Origin of the sequence: Mycolicibacterium novocastrense (assembly GCF_001570485.1) — a bacterium.
GTDB classification, from domain to species: domain Bacteria; phylum Actinomycetota; class Actinomycetes; order Mycobacteriales; family Mycobacteriaceae; genus Mycobacterium; species Mycobacterium novocastrense.
In genome coordinates this window covers 269,189-287,914 of the sequence record NZ_BCTA01000052.1, presented here as the reverse complement: position 1 = coordinate 287,914, position 18,726 = coordinate 269,189, and the positions used below count along the sequence as shown (strand labels likewise).

General features: G+C 67.3%; 16 protein-coding genes and 2 pseudogenes. 9 read left to right on the top strand and 9 right to left on the bottom strand.

Going from position 1 to position 18,726, the window contains the following annotated elements; all coding sequences use genetic code 11:
* Positions 1-4: 4 nt before the first annotated feature.
* Both RMCN_RS20345 and RMCN_RS20340 read right to left on the bottom strand, forming a co-directional pair.
* On the bottom strand, positions 5-526 hold the full coding sequence (locus tag RMCN_RS20345; protein WP_067392939.1) for a hypothetical protein: 522 nt from the start codon (positions 524-526) through the stop codon (positions 5-7).
* Positions 523-3,423 (bottom strand): MMPL family transporter, encoded by a 2,901-nt coding sequence (locus RMCN_RS20340; protein ID WP_064413829.1) that lies wholly within the window; start codon positions 3,421-3,423, stop codon positions 523-525. Before RMCN_RS20340 ends, RMCN_RS20345 begins: the two co-directional genes overlap by 4 nt.
* Positions 3,424-3,771: 348 nt before the next feature.
* On the opposite strand from RMCN_RS20340, the gene RMCN_RS20335 reads away from it, so the two are divergent.
* The 4 genes and pseudogenes from RMCN_RS20335 to RMCN_RS20320 all read left to right on the top strand — a co-directional run bounded on the left by RMCN_RS20335 (position 3,772) and on the right by RMCN_RS20320 (position 7,082).
* Positions 3,772-4,347 carry a hemophore gene (locus tag RMCN_RS20335; protein WP_067392936.1) on the top strand — a complete coding sequence of 192 codons (576 nt, stop codon included), beginning with the start codon at positions 3,772-3,774 and terminating at the stop codon, positions 4,345-4,347.
* Positions 4,348-4,538: 191 nt separating this feature from the next.
* On the top strand, positions 4,539-4,913 hold the full coding sequence (locus RMCN_RS20330) for a heme-binding protein (protein WP_064413831.1): 375 nt from the start codon (positions 4,539-4,541) through the stop codon (positions 4,911-4,913).
* Positions 4,914-4,976: 63 nt separating this feature from the next.
* Positions 4,977-5,644, top strand: a pseudogene (locus tag RMCN_RS20325) (response regulator transcription factor).
* Positions 5,645-5,729: 85 nt separating this feature from the next.
* Positions 5,730-7,082, top strand: coding sequence for a sensor histidine kinase (locus tag RMCN_RS20320; RefSeq protein WP_067393127.1), 1,353 nt, complete (start codon positions 5,730-5,732; stop codon positions 7,080-7,082).
* On the opposite strand, the gene RMCN_RS20315 is transcribed toward RMCN_RS20320, so the two are convergent.
* The 3 genes from RMCN_RS20315 to RMCN_RS20305 are packed head-to-tail and all read right to left on the bottom strand — an operon-like array spanning position 7,038 to position 9,698.
* Positions 7,038-7,415 carry a DUF3054 domain-containing protein gene (locus RMCN_RS20315; protein ID WP_067392933.1) on the bottom strand — a complete coding sequence of 126 codons (378 nt, stop codon included), beginning with the start codon at positions 7,413-7,415 and terminating at the stop codon, positions 7,038-7,040. The two genes, RMCN_RS20320 and RMCN_RS20315, sit on opposite strands and share 45 nt — an antisense overlap.
* Complete coding sequence (locus tag RMCN_RS20310) at positions 7,402-8,652, bottom strand: M23 family metallopeptidase (RefSeq protein WP_067392930.1); 1,251 nt, start codon at positions 8,650-8,652, stop codon at positions 7,402-7,404. The genes RMCN_RS20315 and RMCN_RS20310 overlap by 14 nt, the downstream gene beginning before the upstream one ends.
* Entirely contained in the window at positions 8,637-9,698 is a 1,062-nt protein-coding gene (locus RMCN_RS20305; protein ID WP_067392927.1) for a lysylphosphatidylglycerol synthase transmembrane domain-containing protein, read from the bottom strand. Before RMCN_RS20305 ends, RMCN_RS20310 begins: the two co-directional genes overlap by 16 nt.
* Positions 9,699-9,773: 75 nt before the next feature.
* Between RMCN_RS20305 and RMCN_RS20300 the strand changes: the two genes are divergently transcribed.
* A complete protein-coding gene (locus RMCN_RS20300; protein ID WP_067392924.1) occupies positions 9,774-10,907 on the top strand; it encodes an AI-2E family transporter in 1,134 nt (377 codons plus the stop codon).
* A gap of 19 nt (positions 10,908-10,926) precedes the next feature.
* Here the strand turns inward: RMCN_RS20300 and RMCN_RS20295 are convergent, their stop codons facing one another.
* From RMCN_RS20295 to trmB, 3 genes are read right to left on the bottom strand one after another with little or no spacing between them, the layout of a single operon-like run.
* Positions 10,927-14,319 carry an MMPL family transporter gene (locus RMCN_RS20295; RefSeq protein WP_067392922.1) on the bottom strand — a complete coding sequence of 1,131 codons (3,393 nt, stop codon included), beginning with the start codon at positions 14,317-14,319 and terminating at the stop codon, positions 10,927-10,929.
* A gap of 50 nt (positions 14,320-14,369) precedes the next feature.
* A complete protein-coding gene (locus tag RMCN_RS20290; protein ID WP_067392919.1) occupies positions 14,370-15,080 on the bottom strand; it encodes an NYN domain-containing protein in 711 nt (236 codons plus the stop codon).
* Positions 15,077-15,859 carry a tRNA (guanosine(46)-N7)-methyltransferase TrmB gene (gene trmB / locus RMCN_RS20285; protein ID WP_067393124.1) on the bottom strand — a complete coding sequence of 261 codons (783 nt, stop codon included), beginning with the start codon at positions 15,857-15,859 and terminating at the stop codon, positions 15,077-15,079. Before trmB ends, RMCN_RS20290 begins: the two co-directional genes overlap by 4 nt.
* A gap of 141 nt (positions 15,860-16,000) precedes the next feature.
* Between trmB and RMCN_RS20280 the strand changes: the two genes are divergently transcribed.
* The 4 genes and pseudogenes from RMCN_RS20280 to tcmP all read left to right on the top strand — a co-directional run bounded on the left by RMCN_RS20280 (position 16,001) and on the right by tcmP (position 17,900).
* Positions 16,001-16,228, top strand: a complete 228-nt coding sequence (locus RMCN_RS20280) for a hypothetical protein (RefSeq protein ID WP_067392916.1) — start codon at positions 16,001-16,003, stop codon at positions 16,226-16,228.
* 292 nt (positions 16,229-16,520) lie between these two features.
* Entirely contained in the window at positions 16,521-16,823 is a 303-nt protein-coding gene (locus RMCN_RS20275) for a hypothetical protein (RefSeq protein WP_067392913.1), read from the top strand.
* 83 nt (positions 16,824-16,906) lie between these two features.
* Positions 16,907-17,128: pseudogene (locus tag RMCN_RS31875) on the top strand (three-Cys-motif partner protein TcmP); the annotation flags it as partial.
* 103 nt (positions 17,129-17,231) lie between these two features.
* A complete protein-coding gene (gene tcmP, locus RMCN_RS20270; protein WP_263987610.1) occupies positions 17,232-17,900 on the top strand; it encodes a three-Cys-motif partner protein TcmP in 669 nt (222 codons plus the stop codon).
* Here tcmP and RMCN_RS20265 read toward each other — a convergent pair.
* Complete coding sequence (locus tag RMCN_RS20265) at positions 17,884-18,627, bottom strand: DUF5131 family protein (protein WP_067392910.1); 744 nt, start codon at positions 18,625-18,627, stop codon at positions 17,884-17,886. The two genes, tcmP and RMCN_RS20265, sit on opposite strands and share 17 nt — an antisense overlap.
* Between the last annotated feature and the right edge of the window lie 99 nt (positions 18,628-18,726).

Genomic DNA, 18,726 nt, shown 5'->3' with positions numbered 1-18,726 from the left:
GCCGTCAGCCGTTGGGCCGGTTCGAACGCATCCGCGCGAACCGCTCCGAGAGCCGCTTCATCCGCACCATCAACGCCGCCGACGGACTGGTCTGGCCGTCGAGGAACGATGCGAACTCATCGGGGGGCACGCCGATCCGCGATGCGAACTCCTGGTGTCCCAGCCCGGAGTGCTCCAACAGCACGCGGATGTGTCGGGCCACCTCCTCGCGCTCGTTGGCCTCCAGATGTTCGCGGGTCCGGGTGAGCACCTCGGCCAGCGCTTTGGACACGCCGTACGGTCGCGCGGTCTCGAGGACCTCCTCGACCTGACGCGCGGTACGGCCGAACGGGTCCCGCTTGATCGCCGCGACGATGCGCTGCCAGACCGCGAGGTCATCGGTCTCCAGGGCCGCGCGGATGGCCGCGGTCGGCCAGAACTCGACCGGGCGCTCGTCAGCCCCCTGCGTCGCGGGCGGTCTCGGGCTCTGCTCTGCGGAGACACCCTCGCGGCGGCGGGTATCCCGAATGTCGGGAGTCACCGTCACCTCGCCTCCTCCAGCATCGCGACCGCCACCGAAAGGCAGCGCTCTCGAACTTTCGCCCACTCCGCCTCCGCCTCCGGACCGGACATCCGGGTGTCGTGCTCGTCCGAAGGCGCAGGGTCGGCCAGTCGGCGCACCAGCTGAGTCGCCACCCACTGCTTTCTTGACTGTGAACCAGAGTAGTACCGGTCCATTGTGCTCAGTACTTCTGCCGCCGTGCGCGTGTCCATGCACTCGACCAGGTCGGCGAACTCGGCGTAGTCGCGCGTGGTGTTGCGGCACATGATCAGGTAGCCCTTGAGCCGCAGCGTCTCCGCGCCCGTCGGGATCTGCAGCCGGTCGCCGGTCGGCAGTTGCACGTTGGTGGTTTCCATCGGACGGCGCCGCTCCATCGTGGCGTGCTCGCAGTCCGAAGCGGTGTCGAGGGCGTCGAGGGCGACCGCGAGTCGGCCCCGCCACATCGTCACCGGATGGACCGGCGGCGGGGCGGTGGCCAACGCGGTACCGCCGCCGCGGTGCCCGGCGTTGAGCCGCCCGACGCTGCGCATCTTCGTGGTGGGCGCGTCGGGACTGCAGCCGCTGAAGGCCAGCGGATCGGCGACCGTGACAGCCTGGGGTACAAGGGTTTTCAACTTAGCCGCCGATTTGACGACGGTGCGCAGCTCGGAGCCGGTCGGTCCCAGCGACGAGAGGTCGTCGGGGATGATGATCAGATTGGGGGTGTCCACCTTGGGCAGGGGCTTCTCGAAGTCCACCGACGGCAGGATGCGGGCCAGCCAGTGCGGTAGCCACCAGTTCCACTCGTCGAACATCGCCATTAGGGCCGGCACCAGGACCAGCCGGACGACGGTCGCGTCCACGGCGATCGCCACCGCACAGGCCACACCCAGTTGAGCGACCAGCGGCATGCCCGCGAACGCGAACCCGATGAAGACCGCGATCATGATGAGCGCGGCGCTGGTGATGGTCCGCGCGCTGGTGCTCACGCCGTAGGCCACCGCGTCGCGCGTGTTGCGGGTCAGCAGGAAGCGCTCACGGATGCGGGTCAGCAGGAAGATCTCGTAGTCCATGGACAGGCCGAACGTCATCGCCAGAACCAGCGGCGGGATCGTGCTGTCCAGCGACGAGAGCCGGTCGAAGCCCAGGTCTTCCAGCCAACCCCACTGGAATACCGCCACCAGGCTGCCGTACGCGGCGGCCACCGACAGCACGGTCATCAGGACGCCCTTGAGCGCCAGGACCACCGAGCGGATCGCGACGAGCAGCATGAGGAACGCGATCAACGCCACGAACAGGAACACCAGGGGCTGAGTGGCAGAGACCCGGTCGTCGAAATCCTTGATCAGCGCGGTCGGACCGCCGACGTCGATCTGCACGTTCTCGGTGCCGGGCGTCGAGGGCAGCTCCGCGCGCATCCAGTCGACCGTCTCGCGCGCCCCCATGTCCTCGGGGTCGACCGACAGCACCGCCGACAGCAGCGCGTGCCGGTAGTCCTCGCCGAACGAGGGCGGGCTGACAGACACCACGTTCGGGCCCTGCGCCATGCGTTGGCGAATCGCGTCGAGCAGCGGCTCCTTCGCCGGAGCGGAAGCGGCGTTTCCGTCCGGGAAGGTCACCAGGACCCGCACCGGGCCGAGCGCACCGGCGCCCAGTGCCTCGGCCGCGGCGTTGACGCCGCCGCGAATCTCGTGTGTCGGCTCGAACTGACGCTGCATGCTGTTGCCGAGCATCATCGAGAACGCGGGCGCGGCCAGCGCGATCAGCAGCGCGGCGGCGGCCGTCGCCGACAGCCACGGCCTGCGCATCACCCAGCCGGTCCAACGCGTCCAGAACCGGGACTGGGTGGCTTCTGGGCGTCTCGACCAGTGCAGGTACGACGAGCGTCGCGCCGCCGCCCGCCCGAACGTCGCCAGCACGGCCGGCGTCAGCGTCGTGGAGGTGAGCACCGCGACCGCGACCGCGAGGATGGCGCCGGTGGCCATCGACTCCAGCACCGGGGTTTGAATGAGGTAGATGCCGGTCACCGAGGCGATCACGGTCAGCCCGGACAGCACCACGGCCAGACCCGAAGTGGCCATCGCGGCGTCGGCGGCCTGGTCGGGGTCCCGTCCGGCGCGCAGCTCCTCGCGGAAGCGCATGAGGATGAACAGCGAGTAGTCGATCGCCAGCGCGATGCCGAACATGGACACCGTCGAGGTCACGAACACCGACATCGTCGTGAACATCGAGAGCAGGTAGACCAGCCCCATCGTCACCGCGACGGTGCAGACGCCGAGCACCAGCGGCACGGCCGCCGCGGCCAGCGACCCGAACACGGCGAGCAGAACGATCAGGACGATGGGCAGGTTCCACCGCTCTGCCTGGGCGATGTCGGTCTTGATGGCCCCGGACGCCGCGGCGCCCAGCGCGCCCTGGCCGATGACGTACAGCTTGACCCGGCCGTTCTCGATCTCCCCCGGATCCTCGCCGTCGATGCCGACCTTTTCGCGCAGCTTCTTGGCCACGTCCGTGGCGCCGGTGTTGTCGAAGTCCAGCTGCAGCGTGATCACGTAGGGCCGGTCCGGCTGCGGCGGGGGCTGTTGCGGGTTCGGGACGATCTTGACACTGGGCACCTCGGCGGCCAGGCGTTCGAGGTGCGCGACGGCGACGTTCATGTCCTGATACGAGGCATCGGCGCGCGGTGCGGCGACCAACGCCAGCGGCGAGGCGCCCTGGTCGGGGAAGTGCTCTTCGAGTTCGTGCTGCACGCGCAGCGACTGGGAGCCGTCGACCTCGAAACCGCCACCGGTGAGGTGGCTCGACTGGTTGAGCGCCAGCCAGATCGAGGGGACGAGCAGGAGCACCCAAACGGCGAAAACCGCCCAGCGATATCTGCGCAGTTTGCTACTCAAGCGCAACATGAATTGCTGGATTGGATCCCCCGCTTTCTCCTCGGCGTTTCGTAGCCGAAGCGTACAACAACCTGCGGTAAGGTGCCGGTCCCTTCGGTCTGCTCTCATGGTGCCTGAACGATCGGCCAGCAACGCCTGACGATGTCCCGATTCGTTCTCGCAACCAAGCCGAACGGCGTTACCGCCGACCGTCGCCCACCGGCGCACATCGGGCCCACATCCCACTGAATTGGCGGGGGTGACGCGACCGGTGGCAGGATGTGGCTTGGCCGTTTTCGGCGTCGGGGACTGATTGCCGTCCATCGCGAGAGCATTTGCGGGCCGTTGGAGATCGTCCGCAAATCGTTAGGAGTTGTCATGAAAACGACCGCCGGGCTGATACGTCGCAGCGTCGTCGGCGTCGTCGCTGCCTCTGCCGCGGGCGGGGCCCTGGCGGCCGCGCTGGTGTTGCCGTCCCTCTCGTCCGCTCCGTCGGCGACCGCCGCAAAGGACCCGTGCGCGGCCAGCGAAGTTGCCAGGACGATCGGAGACGTCGCCACCTCGACCGGTGACTATCTCGACGCGCACCCGCAGACGAACCAGGCGTTGACGACGATCTCCAAACAGCAGGCCGGGCCGCAGTCGCTGGGTGCGCTGAAGGCGTACTTCGACGCCAACCCGGAAGTCGCCGAGGACTTGCAGCAGCTGCAGCAGCCGCTGGCGAGCCTGTCGGGCAGGTGCAAACTTCCGCTCACGCTGCCCCAGGTGATGGGGCTGATGCAGGCCGCACAGCAGCAGGGCGCAGGTCTTCCCGCGGATTTGCCGGCGCAGGCGCCGACCGCGAGCACCCCCGCGCTGACCGCGCCGGGCGCGACGGCCCAACAACATGGGGCGTCACCGGTCTCGCAGGGCAACTCGCATTCGCCGTCGTCGGCCATCGCCGGCCTGCCCTGACCCGAAACGACGCACAGCCATCCGTCGCGGGTGGGTTTCAGCTGCGGATTTCGCGTTTTCGGCGATTCGTTGATCGCAAGGCAAGAAAGTCTGCGGACATTCTGCTTAGCTTTTCTTCGTTGGTCCCAGTTGGTAGACGTCGCTAACCACCCTGGTTACGACCACCCCACTTCCGATGAAGGAGCTCACCCATGTTTCTCTCGGCCCGTTCTGCGCGTCGTGCGGTTGCTGGCGCGGTCGGCACCGGCGCGATCGCCGGTGCGATGTTCTTCGGCGCGACGCCGCTCGCGGCCGCGGAGCCACCGAACTGCACCGCGGCCGATCTCGCCGGTGTGGCCTCCGGCGTCTCGGCGTCGACGTCGGCGTACCTGTTCACACATCCGGACGTCAACTGGTTCTTCACCAGCCTCGAAGGCCTGCCGCGCGACGAGGTCCGGGGCAAGGTGCAGGACTACCTGAACGCCAATCCTGCGGTCAAGGCCGACCTGACAGGGATCCGTCAGCCGCTGGTCGACATCAAGAACCGCTGCGGTGACACCGACGGCGACGGCCTCGCCGACAGCTAGGCCTGCGTTCGTTTGACACCTGGGCCGTCCGCTCGGCAGGAGGGTGCAGGTCCCACCGTGCTGATGGTCGACGACGACCCGGACGTCAGGACCTCGGTCGCGCGCGGATTGCGCCACTCGGGGTTCGACGTGCGGGTCGCCGCGACCGCTAAGGAAGCGCTGCGTCTGCTGTCCAACGAGTCGCACGACGCGTTGGTCCTCGACGTGCAGATGCCCGAACTCGACGGCGTCGCGGTGGTCACCGCGCTGCGGGCATTGGGTAACGACATCCCGATCTGTGTGCTCTCGGCGCGCGACACGGTCAACGACCGGATCCCGGGCTGGAAGCCGGCGCCGACGACTACCTGACCAAACCCTTCGACCTCGGCGAGTTGGTGGCCCGGCTGCACGCGTTGCTGCGCCGGGCCAGCCACTCCGATCACCAGTCCGACACCATGACGGTCGGGCCGTTGACCATCGACACCGCGCGCCGCCTGGTGTTCGTCGCGGGAGAACGGGTCGATCTGACGAAGCGGGAGTTCGACCTGCTGGCGGTGCTCGTCGACAACGCCGGTGTGGTGCTGAGCCGGCAGCGGCTCCTGGAGATGGTGTGGGGCTACGACTTCGACGTCGAGACCAATGTCGCCGATGTGTTCATCTCCTACCTGCGGCGCAAGCTCGAACGCGACGGGCTGCCGCGGGTGATCCACACCGTGCGCGGCATCGGCTACGTCTTACGGGAAGAGTCCTGAGGCGAGCTTGCGAGCCGAACAACGATCAAGCGGCGAGCTTGCGAGCCGAACGATCGAGTACGGCCGCGTGAAGGTGCCGCGGGTCATGCGTTCGGCGTCGCTGCGCACCCGGGTGGCGGTCGCCGCGGGAGCGGCGGCGTCCGCGGTCGTCGCCGCGTTCCTCGTGCTCACGTCGGTGGTGTTGGCGAGCAACGATGAGGCACAACTCGATCGGCGGCTCGACTCGATCATCGACGCCAGCGTGTTGTCCGAACAGCAGCAGGGGACTTCGCCAGACGGCAGGGGAGACCCGCGCCGCGGCGTCTTGACGACCGGCCGCTCGCGATCGACGGGAGAGGTGGTGTTCCAGCGCGGTTTCCAGTTGCCGCCGCTGCCGCCGGGCACCGAAACCGTCGAGGTCAACGGTCTCGAATACCGCGTGCGCACCATTCCGGTGGACCAGGACGGCGGGGTGTTGATGTCGATCGGTATCCGTGCCGACAGTATCCTGCTGAGCCCCAACAGGATTCCGCTCTACACCGGCGTCGGCGCCCTGGCGGTTCTGGTGGCCGCCGGGATGGGCTGGTTACTGGCGGGCCCGGCGGTGCGTCCGCTGCGCAGGCTCACCGAGCACACCAAGAAGCTGGGCAAGGACACCGCCGGCATGCTCCAGGTGCGCGGAGTGCGCGAGGCTGAGGACCTCTCGGAGGCGATGGCCGAAATGCTCAGCCGGCTGGCGGCCGCGCGGCAGGCCACCACGAACTCCCTCCAGGCGGCGCAGGATTTCGCCGCCAACGCCGCACACGAACTGCGTACCCCGTTGACCGCGATGCGCGCGGACCTCGACACGTTGCGCATCCACGACCTGCCCGCCGACGAGCGCGCCGAGGTGGTGCAGGACCTTTCGCGGGCCCAGCGCAGGGTGGAGGCGATCATCACCGCGCTCGGTCAGTTGGCCTCCGGGCAGCTCGCACGCGCCGAGGACCGCGAAACCATCGATGTCGCAGAGCTGTTGGACCGGGTGGCCCGCGAAAACGCCCGCGCACGCGGTGCCCTCGACATCGAGGTCGAGGCCGACGACGACCTGGGCACGATCTGGGGCTGGCCCGGCGGGCTGCGCCTGGCGGTCGACAACCTGGTGCGCAACGCGATCACCCACGGCAGGGCGAGCCGCATCGTTCTTTCCGCGCACCGGATGAACGGCACGATGACGATCGTCGTCGACGACAACGGGTGTGGCCTTCCCGCCGACGAGCACAAGGCCGTTCTCGGGCGCTTCTCCCGCGGCAGCACCGCCGCGCCGGGTGGCTCGGGTCTCGGGCTCGCCCTCGTGGCGCAGCAGGCGGCGCTGCACGGGGGTCGCATCGAGCTCTCCGACGGACCGCTGGGCGGCCTGCGCGCGACCCTTACGGTGTCAGCGGCGAGTCATGACGTGGATCCCCACGCGCCAGCCGAGTAGCAGCACCGCTGTCGAAATCGAGGCGACCACAACGAAACTCGGCGCCACCCCGGCTGACGTCAGCTTGCGTAGCAGCATCCCCAGCACGATCGTGCACACCCACACCGCGAGGCCGGTCGGGATCAGGGAATAGGGGCGCCGCCACCCGAGTGAGAGCACCCACCCGGCAAGGGCGCCCGACATGAACGGCCACGCGGTCTGGGCGATACCGGTCAGATCCAGGCCCTCGTCGTGGCTGCGCCGCCCGATGGTGGCGAACACGATCAGGCAGGCCACGTCGGTGGCCAGTGCGGTCAGGGCGGGCCGGGCCTGTTCTGAGCTATCGATCGGCATAGGTCATCACATCCAGTTCCAGTGGCATGGCGGTCTTTTCGTCACGAGAGGCGACTCCGGGCTGAAACTGTGCGGAGGCACCCTCGAAGAGGGTGCCGATGGCGTCATCACCGTCGGCGAGCCTCGCGTCGAGCCGGAAGTCGTTGAATACAAACGGCAACCCGTTGGAGCCCAACGGGTCCGGTGAGCTCATGACCTGGAAGTGCAGGTGTGGTGCGGTGGAATTGCCGGTGTTGCCGACGTTGCCGATCACCTGCCCCGCGGTCAGTCGGTCACCGGGTTTGACGGCCACGGTGCCGGTTTTGATATGCGCATACAGCGCGTAGTTCCCGTCGCCGAGGTCCTGGACGACGTGGTTGCCTGCGTACTGGTTCAGCGGTAAGCCGGTCGGGTCGCGGCCGGGCACCTGCTCGGGCAGGCCGTCGAGCACGGAGATCACCCGCCCGTCACCGACGGCGTGGATGTCGGCGCCGAAGTAGGCGAAACTCTCGGGCTTCGACGGGTCGCCGGTGACCAGGCGTCCGTCGGGGTCGAGCTGGACGTAGTCGATCGCGAATCGTTCTGCGGCCCACAGCCGGCCGTTGACCGGGTTGAGCGCCGTGCGGTGGGCGCTGGTGCCGCAGCATCCGCCGCCGTCGACCCAGTTCGGCCCCCGCAACGGGGGCCGGATGACAACGGGTTCGCGGGGCTGCACTTCGACCGGGGCGATGTCGACGGTCTGATCGGCGGGAAAGAGTGGATCTTGGGGGTCGGGATTGGTCAGTGCGACGGCGTGCGTGAGCCGACTCGGCGTCTGCACGTCGTCGTCGAGGCTGACATCGAACAACACGATCGCCGTCTGCGCAGGACCGAGTCTCGTTGTGGGGCTGGGTATTCCGATGATCCGCGACCAATGCGCCAACTGGTCACCCTGGAGGTCGAGCAGGGCGACGTCGCGGTCCAGCACGGTGATCGACTTCATGGTCAACGGGTGCGGCAGCGTGTTGGTCAGGCTGATCTCGTACACCAGATGCTTCTTGCCGTCGGTGGCGCGCACCGGCACGGGCTGGCTGATGGCTTCTCCGATGATCGGCGTGGCCACCGACGGGGCGGGGCCTCTCCTCGGTCCCTGCGCCGCCGATGCCGTCGTGGTCTCGGGCGAGGGTGGGGCAGGCGATGTCGCGGCGGGGCGGTCGGCGCCCTGCGAACACGCGGCGATCAGCGCGACGGCGCCGAGAGCGGCTACTGCCGGTCGCATGCGTCGGGGTCGACGTCGGTGCCGGTGCGGAACATGAAGAAGAACACCACCCATCCGATCGCGGCGATGAAGATCCAGCTGATTAACCGGAAGATCAGCATCGCCGAGATCGCCGAGGCCAGCGTCATTCCGCTTGACACCAGGCCGGGCACCAGCACCGCCTCCACCACCAGCAACCCGCCGGGCATGAGGGGGATGGAGCCGACCGCGCGGGCGGCGACGTAGGCGACGACGACCCCGAGCAGCGACGGTCGCCCGCCGGCCGCGTAACAGGCGAACAACAGCGTGCCCACGCCGGTCACCAACGTGAACATCGACCAGGTGGACGCGACCGCGAGCTGGCGCCTGCTCAGCTTCACCGACTCGAGCTGAGCCAGCGTCTCACGCCATTTGGTCAGCCCGTTGTGGGCGGGTTTCGCGCGGACGTAGTTCACCCACGACAGCACCCGCACCCCGATGCCGTCGAGCAGATCCGGTCGCGAGGCCACCGCCTGCGCCAGCACGATCAGCATGATGAACCCGGCCAGCGTGAAGATCAGCGAGAACGGGTTGTGCTTGGCGCCGAGGAAGAACGCGCTGCCCAACCCCAGCAACGCCAGGCTGATCACCTGCAGCGCACCCGACATCACCAGCTGCCAGGAGGCGATGACCGGAGTGGCGCCCCAGAGCCGCTGCTGGCGGTAGATGAACGTCGCCGACAGCACCGGTCCGCCCGGAAGCGTCGTGCTCAGGGAATTGCCCGCGTAGAACGCGGCCTGCGAACGCCATTGCCGCACAGGAACTCCCGCGGACCGCAGCAGCTTGCGTTGGATGTCGCCGAAGAAGTGCATCGACGCCAGCGCGGTGCCCACCGCCGCCAGCACCCACCACCACTTCGCGGTGTAGAGGCTGTGCCACGCCTTGGCGAGCTGATCCCACACCAGTCCGAGTTCGACGCTCAGCACGACGGCGGCGACGGCGAGGACGGCCCACCGCAGCCACCAGTACTTGCCGCGCAGAGAGCGCCCTTGGCTGTGGGCCGCACTCGCAGGCGCGTCGTGTGCCACGGAGTAAGGGTAAGGCGTGGTGCTGCGCTTTTAAGAGATCCGTCGCGGCGACTGCCAGGCCGTTACGCTATCGGGATGCCTGGGGGCCCATCTGTTGATGACGAGTCCGTCTCACCTCTCGTTCGCAAGGGGGCAGCCTGGTCGTGGCGTCTTCTCGTCATCCTCGCCGCCCTCGTCGCCCTGCTGTGGGTGTTCAAGCAACTCGAGATCATCGTCGTACCGGTCGCGCTGGCGACGATCCTGGCGGCCCTGCTGATGCCTGCGGTCGACTTCCTCGACCGGCGGGGAGCGCCCCGGGCCGGGGCGGTGGCGCTGATGTTGCTCAGCGGATTCGCCGTGGTCGGCGGGATCCTGTCCTTCGTCGTCACCCAGTTCATCGAGGGTGCACCGGAGCTGACCCAGCAGGTCAGCCGCAGCATCGACGGCATGCGCAACTGGCTGATCGAGGGCCCGCTACACCTGAGCCGGGATCAGATCGACAACGCGGGTAACGCCGCGATCGAGGCCCTCCAGAACAACCAGGAAAGGGTGACAACCGGCGCGCTGTCGACGGCGGGCACGGTGACCGAGATCGTGACCGGCGCCGTGCTGGTGTTGTTCACGCTGATCTTCCTGCTACAGGGCGGGCGCAACATCTTCGCGTTCGTCACCCAGATCTTTCCCGTCCACGTCCGTGACCGGGTGCGCGACGCGGGCCGCGCGGGCTTTCACTCGCTGATCGGATACGTGCGGGCCACCTTCCTGGTCGCGCTCGTCGACGCCGTCGGCATCGGCACCGGCCTGGCGATCATGGGGGTTCCGCTGGCGTTGCCGCTGGCCTCGCTCGTGTTCCTCGGTGCATTCATTCCGCTGGTCGGCGCCGTGGTGGCAGGCGCGCTCGCGGTGGTCGTCGCGTTGATCGCGAAAGGCTTCATCTACGCGTTGATCACGCTCGGATTGGTCATCGCGGTACAGCAGCTGGAAGGCCACGTGCTGCAGCCGTTGGTGATGGGCCGCGCCGTGTCCATTCATCCGCTCGCGATCGTGTTGGTGATCGCCGGCGGCGGGGTGCTCGCGGGAATCGTGGGTGCGCTGCTGGCGGTGCCGGTGTTGGCATTCCTCAACAGCGCCGTGCGCGTGCTGACGGCGCGGGATCCCGACGTGGAGAAGGAAGCCCTCGAAGCCGACGAGGGTCCTCTGGTCAAGGCCGAAAGCGACGACGTCGACTGAACTTCGCGACGAAAAGCGGCTACAGCCGGCCTTCGCGCCGCAGCAGGTCCTGTGCGCTGACGCCGCCGCGGCGCTGACGCTCCTCATCCTCGCGGGTGTTGAGCTTCTCGGTCGCCGCCTCGGCGTCGTCGGCCTGCTTGCTCGGGGTGGGGATGGCTTGGGTCTTGTCAGAATCTCCGGCCGCGTCGGGATTCTGCGCCGCGGCGGGGTCGCGCACGGGCTCGGGCGGCCGCGACCGCGGTGTCGGGATCGCGGTGGTCGGCTCGTTGCCGGGCGCGGGAGGCGCAACGCGCGGGCGTTCCCTGCCTTCGGGCGCGGTCGGCATCGCCCTGGTGGGTTCGGCCGACGGCCGTTGCGGGGTGGGCGCCGGTGGCGCGGGCGGTGTGCCGGTGCCGCGCAGTTCGCCCAGCCACGACTCGATCTCGCGCTCCTCCCGCGGCGGGCGACCCCCGCCCGGACGGGCCGGAGCCGACGCGGGCGGGGCGGGCGGCGCCGGTGGCCGGGTGGCCTGGCGTGCCGTCGCCGCGGCATTGCTCACCGCGTTGCGCACCGCGTTCTTCGCGATCGACAACCGGGTGGTCTGCGGTTCGTCGGCCGGTGCCGCGGGTGGTGGGGTCGTGCTGGGGATGCGCGTCGTGCCGGAGGCCGAGGGGACCCGCTGCGGCGCCGCGGCGCGGGTGGCGCCGGGGCGCGACCCCGAGACCGGATGCGTCGGATCGTGCGGCGGGCGCGGCCGAGGCGGTACCGGTGCGCCCGCACCGACCAGCGCCTCGGGGTCCTCGACGGTCTCGCGCACCGCGGGGCGTTTGCGCTCGTCGGGCAGCTCGGTCTCACCAAGGCCCATGCGCTCCTGGATGCGCTTCATCCACCGCGGTGCCCACCAGCAGTCGTCGCCGAGGAGCTTCATCACGGCGGGCACGAGGAACATCCGGACGATGGTGGCGTCGAGAAGCAGCGCGATCAGCAACCCGAATGCCAGGTACTTCATCATCACCAGGTCGGAGAACACGAACGCGCCCGCGACCACCGCGAGGACCAGCGCCGCACCGGTGATCAGCCGGCCTGTGGTCGCGGTGCCGACACGGATGGCTTCGGCGGTGGACAGACCGCGCTCGCGGGCCTCCACCATGCGGGACACCAGGAACACCTCGTAGTCGGTCGACAGGCCCCAGATCACCGCGATGATCAACCCGATCATCGGCGCCATCAGCGGCTGCGGTGTGTAGTTCATCAGCCCGGAGCCGTGCCCCACGACGAACATCCACGTCAACACGCCCATCGTCGAACCCAACGTGAGCGCGCTCATCACCGCGGCCTTGATCGGCAACACCACCGATCCGAACGCCAGGAACATCAGGATCGTCGTCGTGACGATGAGGATGGTCACCATCAGCGGGAGCTTGTCGAACAGGCTGTGAATGCTGTCCTGCTCCAACGCCGGGGTTCCACCGACCGAGATCGACAACCCGCGCGGGGGCACGATGTCGCGAAGTTCCTCGACCTTCTTCGCCGCGTCGTTACGGTTCACGAGGCCGTTCTGGATCACCCGAACCGAGGGGTCTTGCGAGCCGCCCTCCTGGTAGGGGCGGGGCTGCCACATCTTGGTCGGGTCGTCCTCGGGCTGGATGAAGCCGGGGATCGTCAACGCCTTGCTGCGGATCTCCGCGACCTGCTGATCGGTGACGGGTTCGCCGTTGTCGTTCTCGATCACCAGCGTCAGGGGCTCGGTGCGGAAACCGGGGAACGACCTGTCGAAGGCCTCCTGCGCCTGGCGCACGGCGTTGTCCGGCGGTAGGTACTTCTCGCTGATGCCGCCGAGCGAGAGCTGCCCCAGGGGGATGATCATGAGGATCATCACGATGACGATGGGTGCGGCGAAAGCGATCGGCCGCTTCATCACCCGGTTGACCAGCTTGCCCCAGAAGCCCTTCTCGACCTCGGCGCGGGTCTTGGTCTTCTGGGTCTTCTCGGCCAGCCAGTTCAGCCACCACACCGTCGGCTTGCGAACCAGCGGGCTCATGCTCGCGGCAGCGAGCACCAAGATGGTGCCCGCGACGAAGATCGCGATGGCCAGCAGCAGATAGAAGATTCCCGTTCCGAGGGTGTCCTTCGCGGCGAACAGGCCGACGAAGATCCAGGCGAACGAGCCGATATAGCCGAGCACCAGGCCCAGCAGGGCGTAGTTGGCGCCCTTGTCGTAGGTCCGGCGGATCTGCGCCCTGGCGATGTGTCCGACGGGGATCGCAGCGAACGGCACCAGCACACCGAGCGGGATCGACGCGATCGCCAGCGGGTTGGTGCGGTCGGTGGTCTCCGCGGGTGACGGGGCCGGATAGGGCTTGGTGAACCGCAGCAGGGTGCGCACACCGAGCGCGTCCACGCGGGGGCCGAGCAGGGCCAGCGCCGCGGCCAGCACTGTCACCGACAGGATCGCGGCCAGCATGACCGAGGCGATGATCGCGTAGGTGATGGACTTCAGGAAGCCCTGCGGGAACAGCAGCAGCGGCACCGACGACGCCACCAGGATGACCGCGGAGAACATGATCGTGCGGCCCGAGGTCATCACGGTGCGGCGAACCGCCGCCTCGGTGTCGTAACCCTCGGCGATCTCCTCGCGGAACCGGCTCACCATGAACAGGCCGTAGTCCACCGCGATACCCAAGCCCATCAGCGTCACCACCGGCTGGGCGAAGAAGTGCACCGGCATGAACTCCGCGAGCAGCCGCATGATGCCCAGCGCGCCGGCGATCGTCAGACCGCCGATGAGGCCGGGGAGCGCCGCGGCGACGACACCACCGAAGACGAAGAACAGCACCACACACACCAGCGGGATGGCGGCGACCTCGGCGCGCCGCTGGTCCTCGCCGATGCTGCCGGTCAGTTCACTGGCCAGCGGGTTCAGGCCGGCCAACTCGATGCGACCGCCGTTGAGCTGTTGCAGGTCCGATTCGACGGCCTGGTAGTTCTTCAGGATCTCGTCGTCGGTGTTGCCCTGCAGGGGGATGCTCACGAACGTCTTCGACAGATCGCTGGTCTTCATCTGCTGGACGGTCGCGTTTGCGGCGTCCGGCGCCCGCAGCCAGCCGACCCAGCTCACCACCTGGTCGGGATGATCCTTGACGAAGTTGTCGAGCTCGCCGACGACGTCGCTCTGCCATTGCGGGTTGTCGACCTTCTGCCCGTCGGGCGGAGTGAGTATGGCCACCACATGGCTGGTTCGGTCGCGGCCGAAGGCCTCGTCGGCCACCACCGATGCGTGGACCGACTGGCTGCCTTCGTCGTAGAAGCCGCTCTGGGTGACGTGGTTGCCGAGGCTGATCCCGAAGATGCCGCCACCGAGGCAGAGCGCGACCATGACGCCGATGACGATGTATCGATACCGGTACACCGTTCGACCCCACCAGGCGAACACGTAAGCTCCTTACTCGATTCTCTCGAAGTCGATGGCGACCTCTGAGCGGTTCAGTTGTTGACCCGCGAGGTCAATAGCGAGGACAGCGGCCGGAACGGCTGCAACCATGCCCCCTGCTCGGGCAGCGAATCGAGGCCGATTCGCGGTAACGGCTCCCGGAAGACATTGGGGATGTCCTCCAGGTCGACGAACTCCAAGGTATCCGACGCTAGCGCCCAGCTCGCATGTTCGCGAAATCCGAGCACCTGGACGGGGATGCCGTCGCGGGCGATCTCTTCCAACGGTTGTTTGAAGGCCTGCCCGTCGGCCGAAGCCACCACCAGCCCGGCCAGACCCTCGTCGCGGCGCAGCGCGATGTGGTCCAGCATGTCGCTGTCGACGTCGCTGTCCTCGTCGATCTTCGGCTTGGCGAAGACCGCGAACCCCACGTTACGCAGCGCCTCAACCCAAGGCCGGACGACGTCGGCGCTGCCGGGTGCGATGTTGGTGAAGACGGTGGCTTCCGGCTCGAGCGAGACGGGACGGGCAGTTCCCTCGAGTTGGGAAGACAGTTCGGCCGTGCGCGTCAGCAGCCAGCGGCCCAACGCGTCGAAGCGTGGCCGGTGCGCGGCCGTCGGCCTGCCGCCGAGGATCGAGCCGAGTCCCATGTCGAGGTTCGGCGCGTCCCAGACCAACAGCACCCGGGCCGTCGCATCGGCCGGGGCCGGCGACTCGGGAGGCGCCACATCTTCCATGTGCCCGATGTCCTCGGTGAGGCTCATAGCCTCTCCCACAGCAACTCGGTGACGGCGCTGCCGGCGTGCTGCGCCTTGCCTTCGTATTTGGTGACCGGTCGTTCGACGGAGATCGGAAGCGCGTCCGACGGGCTCACCCGCCGCAGCCGCGGCTCCGCATCGCCGACCTCGGCGATCTGCTCGGCGTACCCCGCGTGATCGGTCGCTGCGTGGAAGACACCGCCGGGACGCAGCCGGTCGGCGATCAACCCGACGGTGGCCGGCTGCAGCAGACGGCGCTTGTGGTGGCGGGCCTTGGGCCACGGGTCGGGGAAGAACACCCGCACTCCGGTCAGCGAGCCGGGTCCGAACATGTGCTGCAGCACGTCGACGCCGTCGCCGCGGACCAGCCGGATGTTGGGCACCCCTTCGCGTTCGATGCCGGACAGCAGCTGGGCCAGCCCCCGTCGGTACACCTCGACCGCGACGACGTCGAGATCAGGCTCGGCCTTGGCCATCGCGAGCGTCGAGGTGCCGGCCCCGCAGCCGATCTCCACCACCACGGGTGCCGACCGCCCGAACCACCCGTCGGTGTCGACCAGCGGAGCGGGCACATCACCGTCGCGCGCCTGCATGCCGATCTCGGGCCACAGCCGATTCCATGTCGCCTGCTGTGCGGCCGACAGCGTGGTACGCCGCGTGCGGAAGCTGGTGACGCGGGGATAGCGGTGCTCTGGGCCGGCCGGTGGACGGGAAGCCTCGGGTCCCGAAGTCGACCCCTCGGCGACGTCGGGCCCGGGCAGATGCATTCGTCCATGGTCGCTCATCGACAGTGGAGTACCCGCATCGTGGTACAGATTGATACCCACTAGAGACCTGTGAGCGCCGTGCTCCGCCAGCGGAAACGCTGATGGAAGGGGAGCGCACATGGACCAATATCCTGACCCACGATTTCTGGGCGGTGCTAAGTGACGCCCAAGCTGCTGTTTAAGCGGACGCGCACGCTCACGCCGGGCGGCCACCCAGGCGCCGGCATCACGGTCCACTCGCGCGGCGACGGGATCATCGTGCGCATCAACGACCAGGTCGGGCGCTGGTACGAGGTCTTCCTCGACACGGCCGCCACCGAGAACCTCGTCGAGATGCTGACCGAAGACCCCACGGTGTGGGGCTGGCGGCCTACCGCCCGACCTTAGGCGCTTGGTCTCCCTATCAGCGCATTCCGGTCGTTGAATGTCGTCAATTCAGCAATTTCACTATAGGAACTCTATAACTGGACTATAGGTTTGCTATAGCTCCACTATAGCTGTACTATAGGCTTTATCGAAACACGCAGAAGCAGCTAATACGTCAAAAACCGGCCATTATACCTGCCTAGTGATTAATTAGCTAGACCTTGATTCTTGCGCGCTGCACTCACTATTGTTAGCCCAAGTCTGAACCGCGGAAATACCGTCGGAGGCGGACCGGCCTTTGGAGGGCAGAATCATGAGTGAAATCGGTACCACGGAAGTCGGCGCGCACCTCGTGCTGAGCTGCCCGTTGAATCATCACGTCGGCAACTTGACGCAGGCGTCGCCGGACGCTCCGGACGACCTCGTCTTCGGCCAGCAGCCGTGGGGCGTCTACGTCGAGGGTGAGAACTTCGTGGTCGAGTGCCCCGACTGCGGCGGCGGCACCAAGGTGTACGACAACGCGCAGGCGCTCAAGGACGAGCTGAACGCGGAGCTGGCCGAATACCCCGAGGGGTCGCGCGTGACTCACAACCTCGCCTTGTGGAAAGGAAACTGACCGGCGCGCTGCCGACACGGAACGCGTTCCACGTCGTTGTCGGATCTGCCCTCTACCCTTGATAAGGAGGGAGGCTGATTCTGTTGGCAGGTCGCGGATGGGGACCGTGGTCGCGCATCAAGCTGAACGCGCTGGAGGACTACCTCAACGCGTTCACGACCGCATCATCCCGCACCAAGACCCTCTACCTCGACCTGTTCGCGGGCGCGCCGCAGAACTTCGAGCGCGGGAAAGGCACGGTGATACTCGGTTCCGGTCATCGCGCGCTGGCGGCAGCCCCACCGTTCAGCCGGGTGGTGCTGTGTGAGCTTCAGCCGAGAACCGCAGCGCGACTGGATAACACCCTCCGAGAGGCGCATCCAGGGCGCGACCTAGCTAGTCGTCCTCGCCGGAGACTGCAACGTAGAGATGCCCAGATACCTGCGAACGCTCACGCCCGACTGGCGAAGGTACGCAGCGGCTTTCGCGATGGTGGACCAGTACAGCGCCGAGGTGACCTGGGACACGCTGAAATTCCTGTCAGAGTGGCGGCAGAACCAGCGGGGGTTCAAGGTCGAACTCTTTCTGTACTTCGGCCACGGGTTGTTGCCGCGGGGCCTGAAGCTGGCGGGCAAACCCGACCCCGCATACGCGGCCAAAGTCGATGCCATGTTCGGCACCCGCCAGTGGCGGGAGCTGTGGGACGCTCGGTACGACGGCGTGATCGACGCGGCGCAGTTTCGCGCTGAACTCGTGAACCTTATGCGGTGGCGCCTCGAGCGCGATCTCGGATACCAGACCACGATTCCGCTCGAGTTCACCAACACCACCGGCCATCCGATCTACACGGTGATCTTCGCGACGTCCAACGACACCGGCGAGAAAATCATGGCCGATGTATTCGCGAAACATGGTGTCGCGCTTGAGCGTATGAGGAAGTTGGCGAAGGCCGAACGCCAGCTGAAGAAGGAGGACCCGGGTCTGTTCCTCGCTGACGAAGTCGCTGACATGCTGATGAGCGGAACTGATGGCCGGGAGCCACTACTTCCGCCGATCGAACCGATGCGCTACACGCGCAACCCTATGCAACAGCACTAGGCATCTCGTCCCAGACGCGCCCATCAAGTTCCCGCCCAAGCGATTTCGGTGTCCGACCACCCCACTGCTTGAAGAAGAACGCGATGTTGGCGTCGGTGCATGCATCACGGATTCCGCGTGCCCAACCGACCTGCATGGGTCGGTAGTTCGGCCCCGATTCGCCTCCGGCGATCACCCACTGGATGCCGTCCAAGTTGATGCCGTCGAGAGGCCCGATTAGGGGTTCGCAGGACAGGAAGCGTACTGCGGCGGGTACTTCTCGCAGGTGATCCACCCGCTTCAGCGCCGCCCCGTTCTCCACCGACACACCCATCCAGAGGTTCGGCGGCCAGTCGAGGTTGTCGGCAACCCGGCGCAGGCGGAGACTCCGTTTCGTCAGTACCTGATACGTGTGCTGTGGGGTGTCGCGGCAGACGTCGAACACGTCCCGGATGAACGCTATCGGGACCCTGGCGTGGAACAGGTCGGACATCGAGTTGACGAACACCGTCCGTGGATTGCGCCATCGGCGCGGCTCGTCTAGCGCCTTGTGATGGATCGTTACGCCGAATCCTGGACCAGAAGTTCTCGGGTCGCCATCGTTCTGGTACTTGAGTGATCCCATCGCCTTCAAACGCTTCGCGAGCGACATGGCGTAGCAGTGCTCGCAGCCCGGAGAGACTCGGTCGCATCCTGTGACCGGATTCCAGGTCGCCTCAGTCCATTCAATCGCCGAGCGATCAGACATGCCACTCTCCTTCCCCCACGCCCCCAAAGGCACTGAATTACAGCGATGTAATTCAACCAGAGGTTAGTGGGCAATACCGACAGTGTCGCCGACGGAACG

Excerpts from the sequence above, each read along its gene's own strand:
- RMCN_RS20340 (WP_064413829.1), bottom strand. The coding sequence starts at position 3,423 with ATGTTGCGCTTGAGTAGCAAACTGCGCAGATATCGCTGGGCGGTTTTC.
- RMCN_RS20335 (WP_067392936.1), top strand. The coding sequence starts at position 3,772 with ATGAAAACGACCGCCGGGCTGATACGTCGCAGCGTCGTCGGCGTCGTC.
- RMCN_RS20330 (WP_064413831.1), top strand. The coding sequence starts at position 4,539 with ATGTTTCTCTCGGCCCGTTCTGCGCGTCGTGCGGTTGCTGGCGCGGTC.
- RMCN_RS20320 (WP_067393127.1), top strand. The coding sequence starts at position 5,730 with ATGCGTTCGGCGTCGCTGCGCACCCGGGTGGCGGTCGCCGCGGGAGCG.
- RMCN_RS20315 (WP_067392933.1), bottom strand. The coding sequence starts at position 7,415 with ATGCCGATCGATAGCTCAGAACAGGCCCGGCCCGCCCTGACCGCACTG.
- RMCN_RS20310 (WP_067392930.1), bottom strand. The coding sequence starts at position 8,652 with ATGCGACCGGCAGTAGCCGCTCTCGGCGCCGTCGCGCTGATCGCCGCG.
- RMCN_RS20300 (WP_067392924.1), top strand. The coding sequence starts at position 9,774 with ATGCCTGGGGGCCCATCTGTTGATGACGAGTCCGTCTCACCTCTCGTT.
- RMCN_RS20290 (WP_067392919.1), bottom strand. The coding sequence starts at position 15,080 with ATGAGCCTCACCGAGGACATCGGGCACATGGAAGATGTGGCGCCTCCC.
- trmB (WP_067393124.1), bottom strand. The coding sequence starts at position 15,859 with ATGAGCGACCATGGACGAATGCATCTGCCCGGGCCCGACGTCGCCGAG.
- RMCN_RS20275 (WP_067392913.1), top strand. The coding sequence starts at position 16,521 with ATGAGTGAAATCGGTACCACGGAAGTCGGCGCGCACCTCGTGCTGAGC.
- tcmP (WP_263987610.1), top strand. The coding sequence starts at position 17,232 with ATGCCCAGATACCTGCGAACGCTCACGCCCGACTGGCGAAGGTACGCA.
- RMCN_RS20265 (WP_067392910.1), bottom strand. The coding sequence starts at position 18,627 with ATGTCTGATCGCTCGGCGATTGAATGGACTGAGGCGACCTGGAATCCG.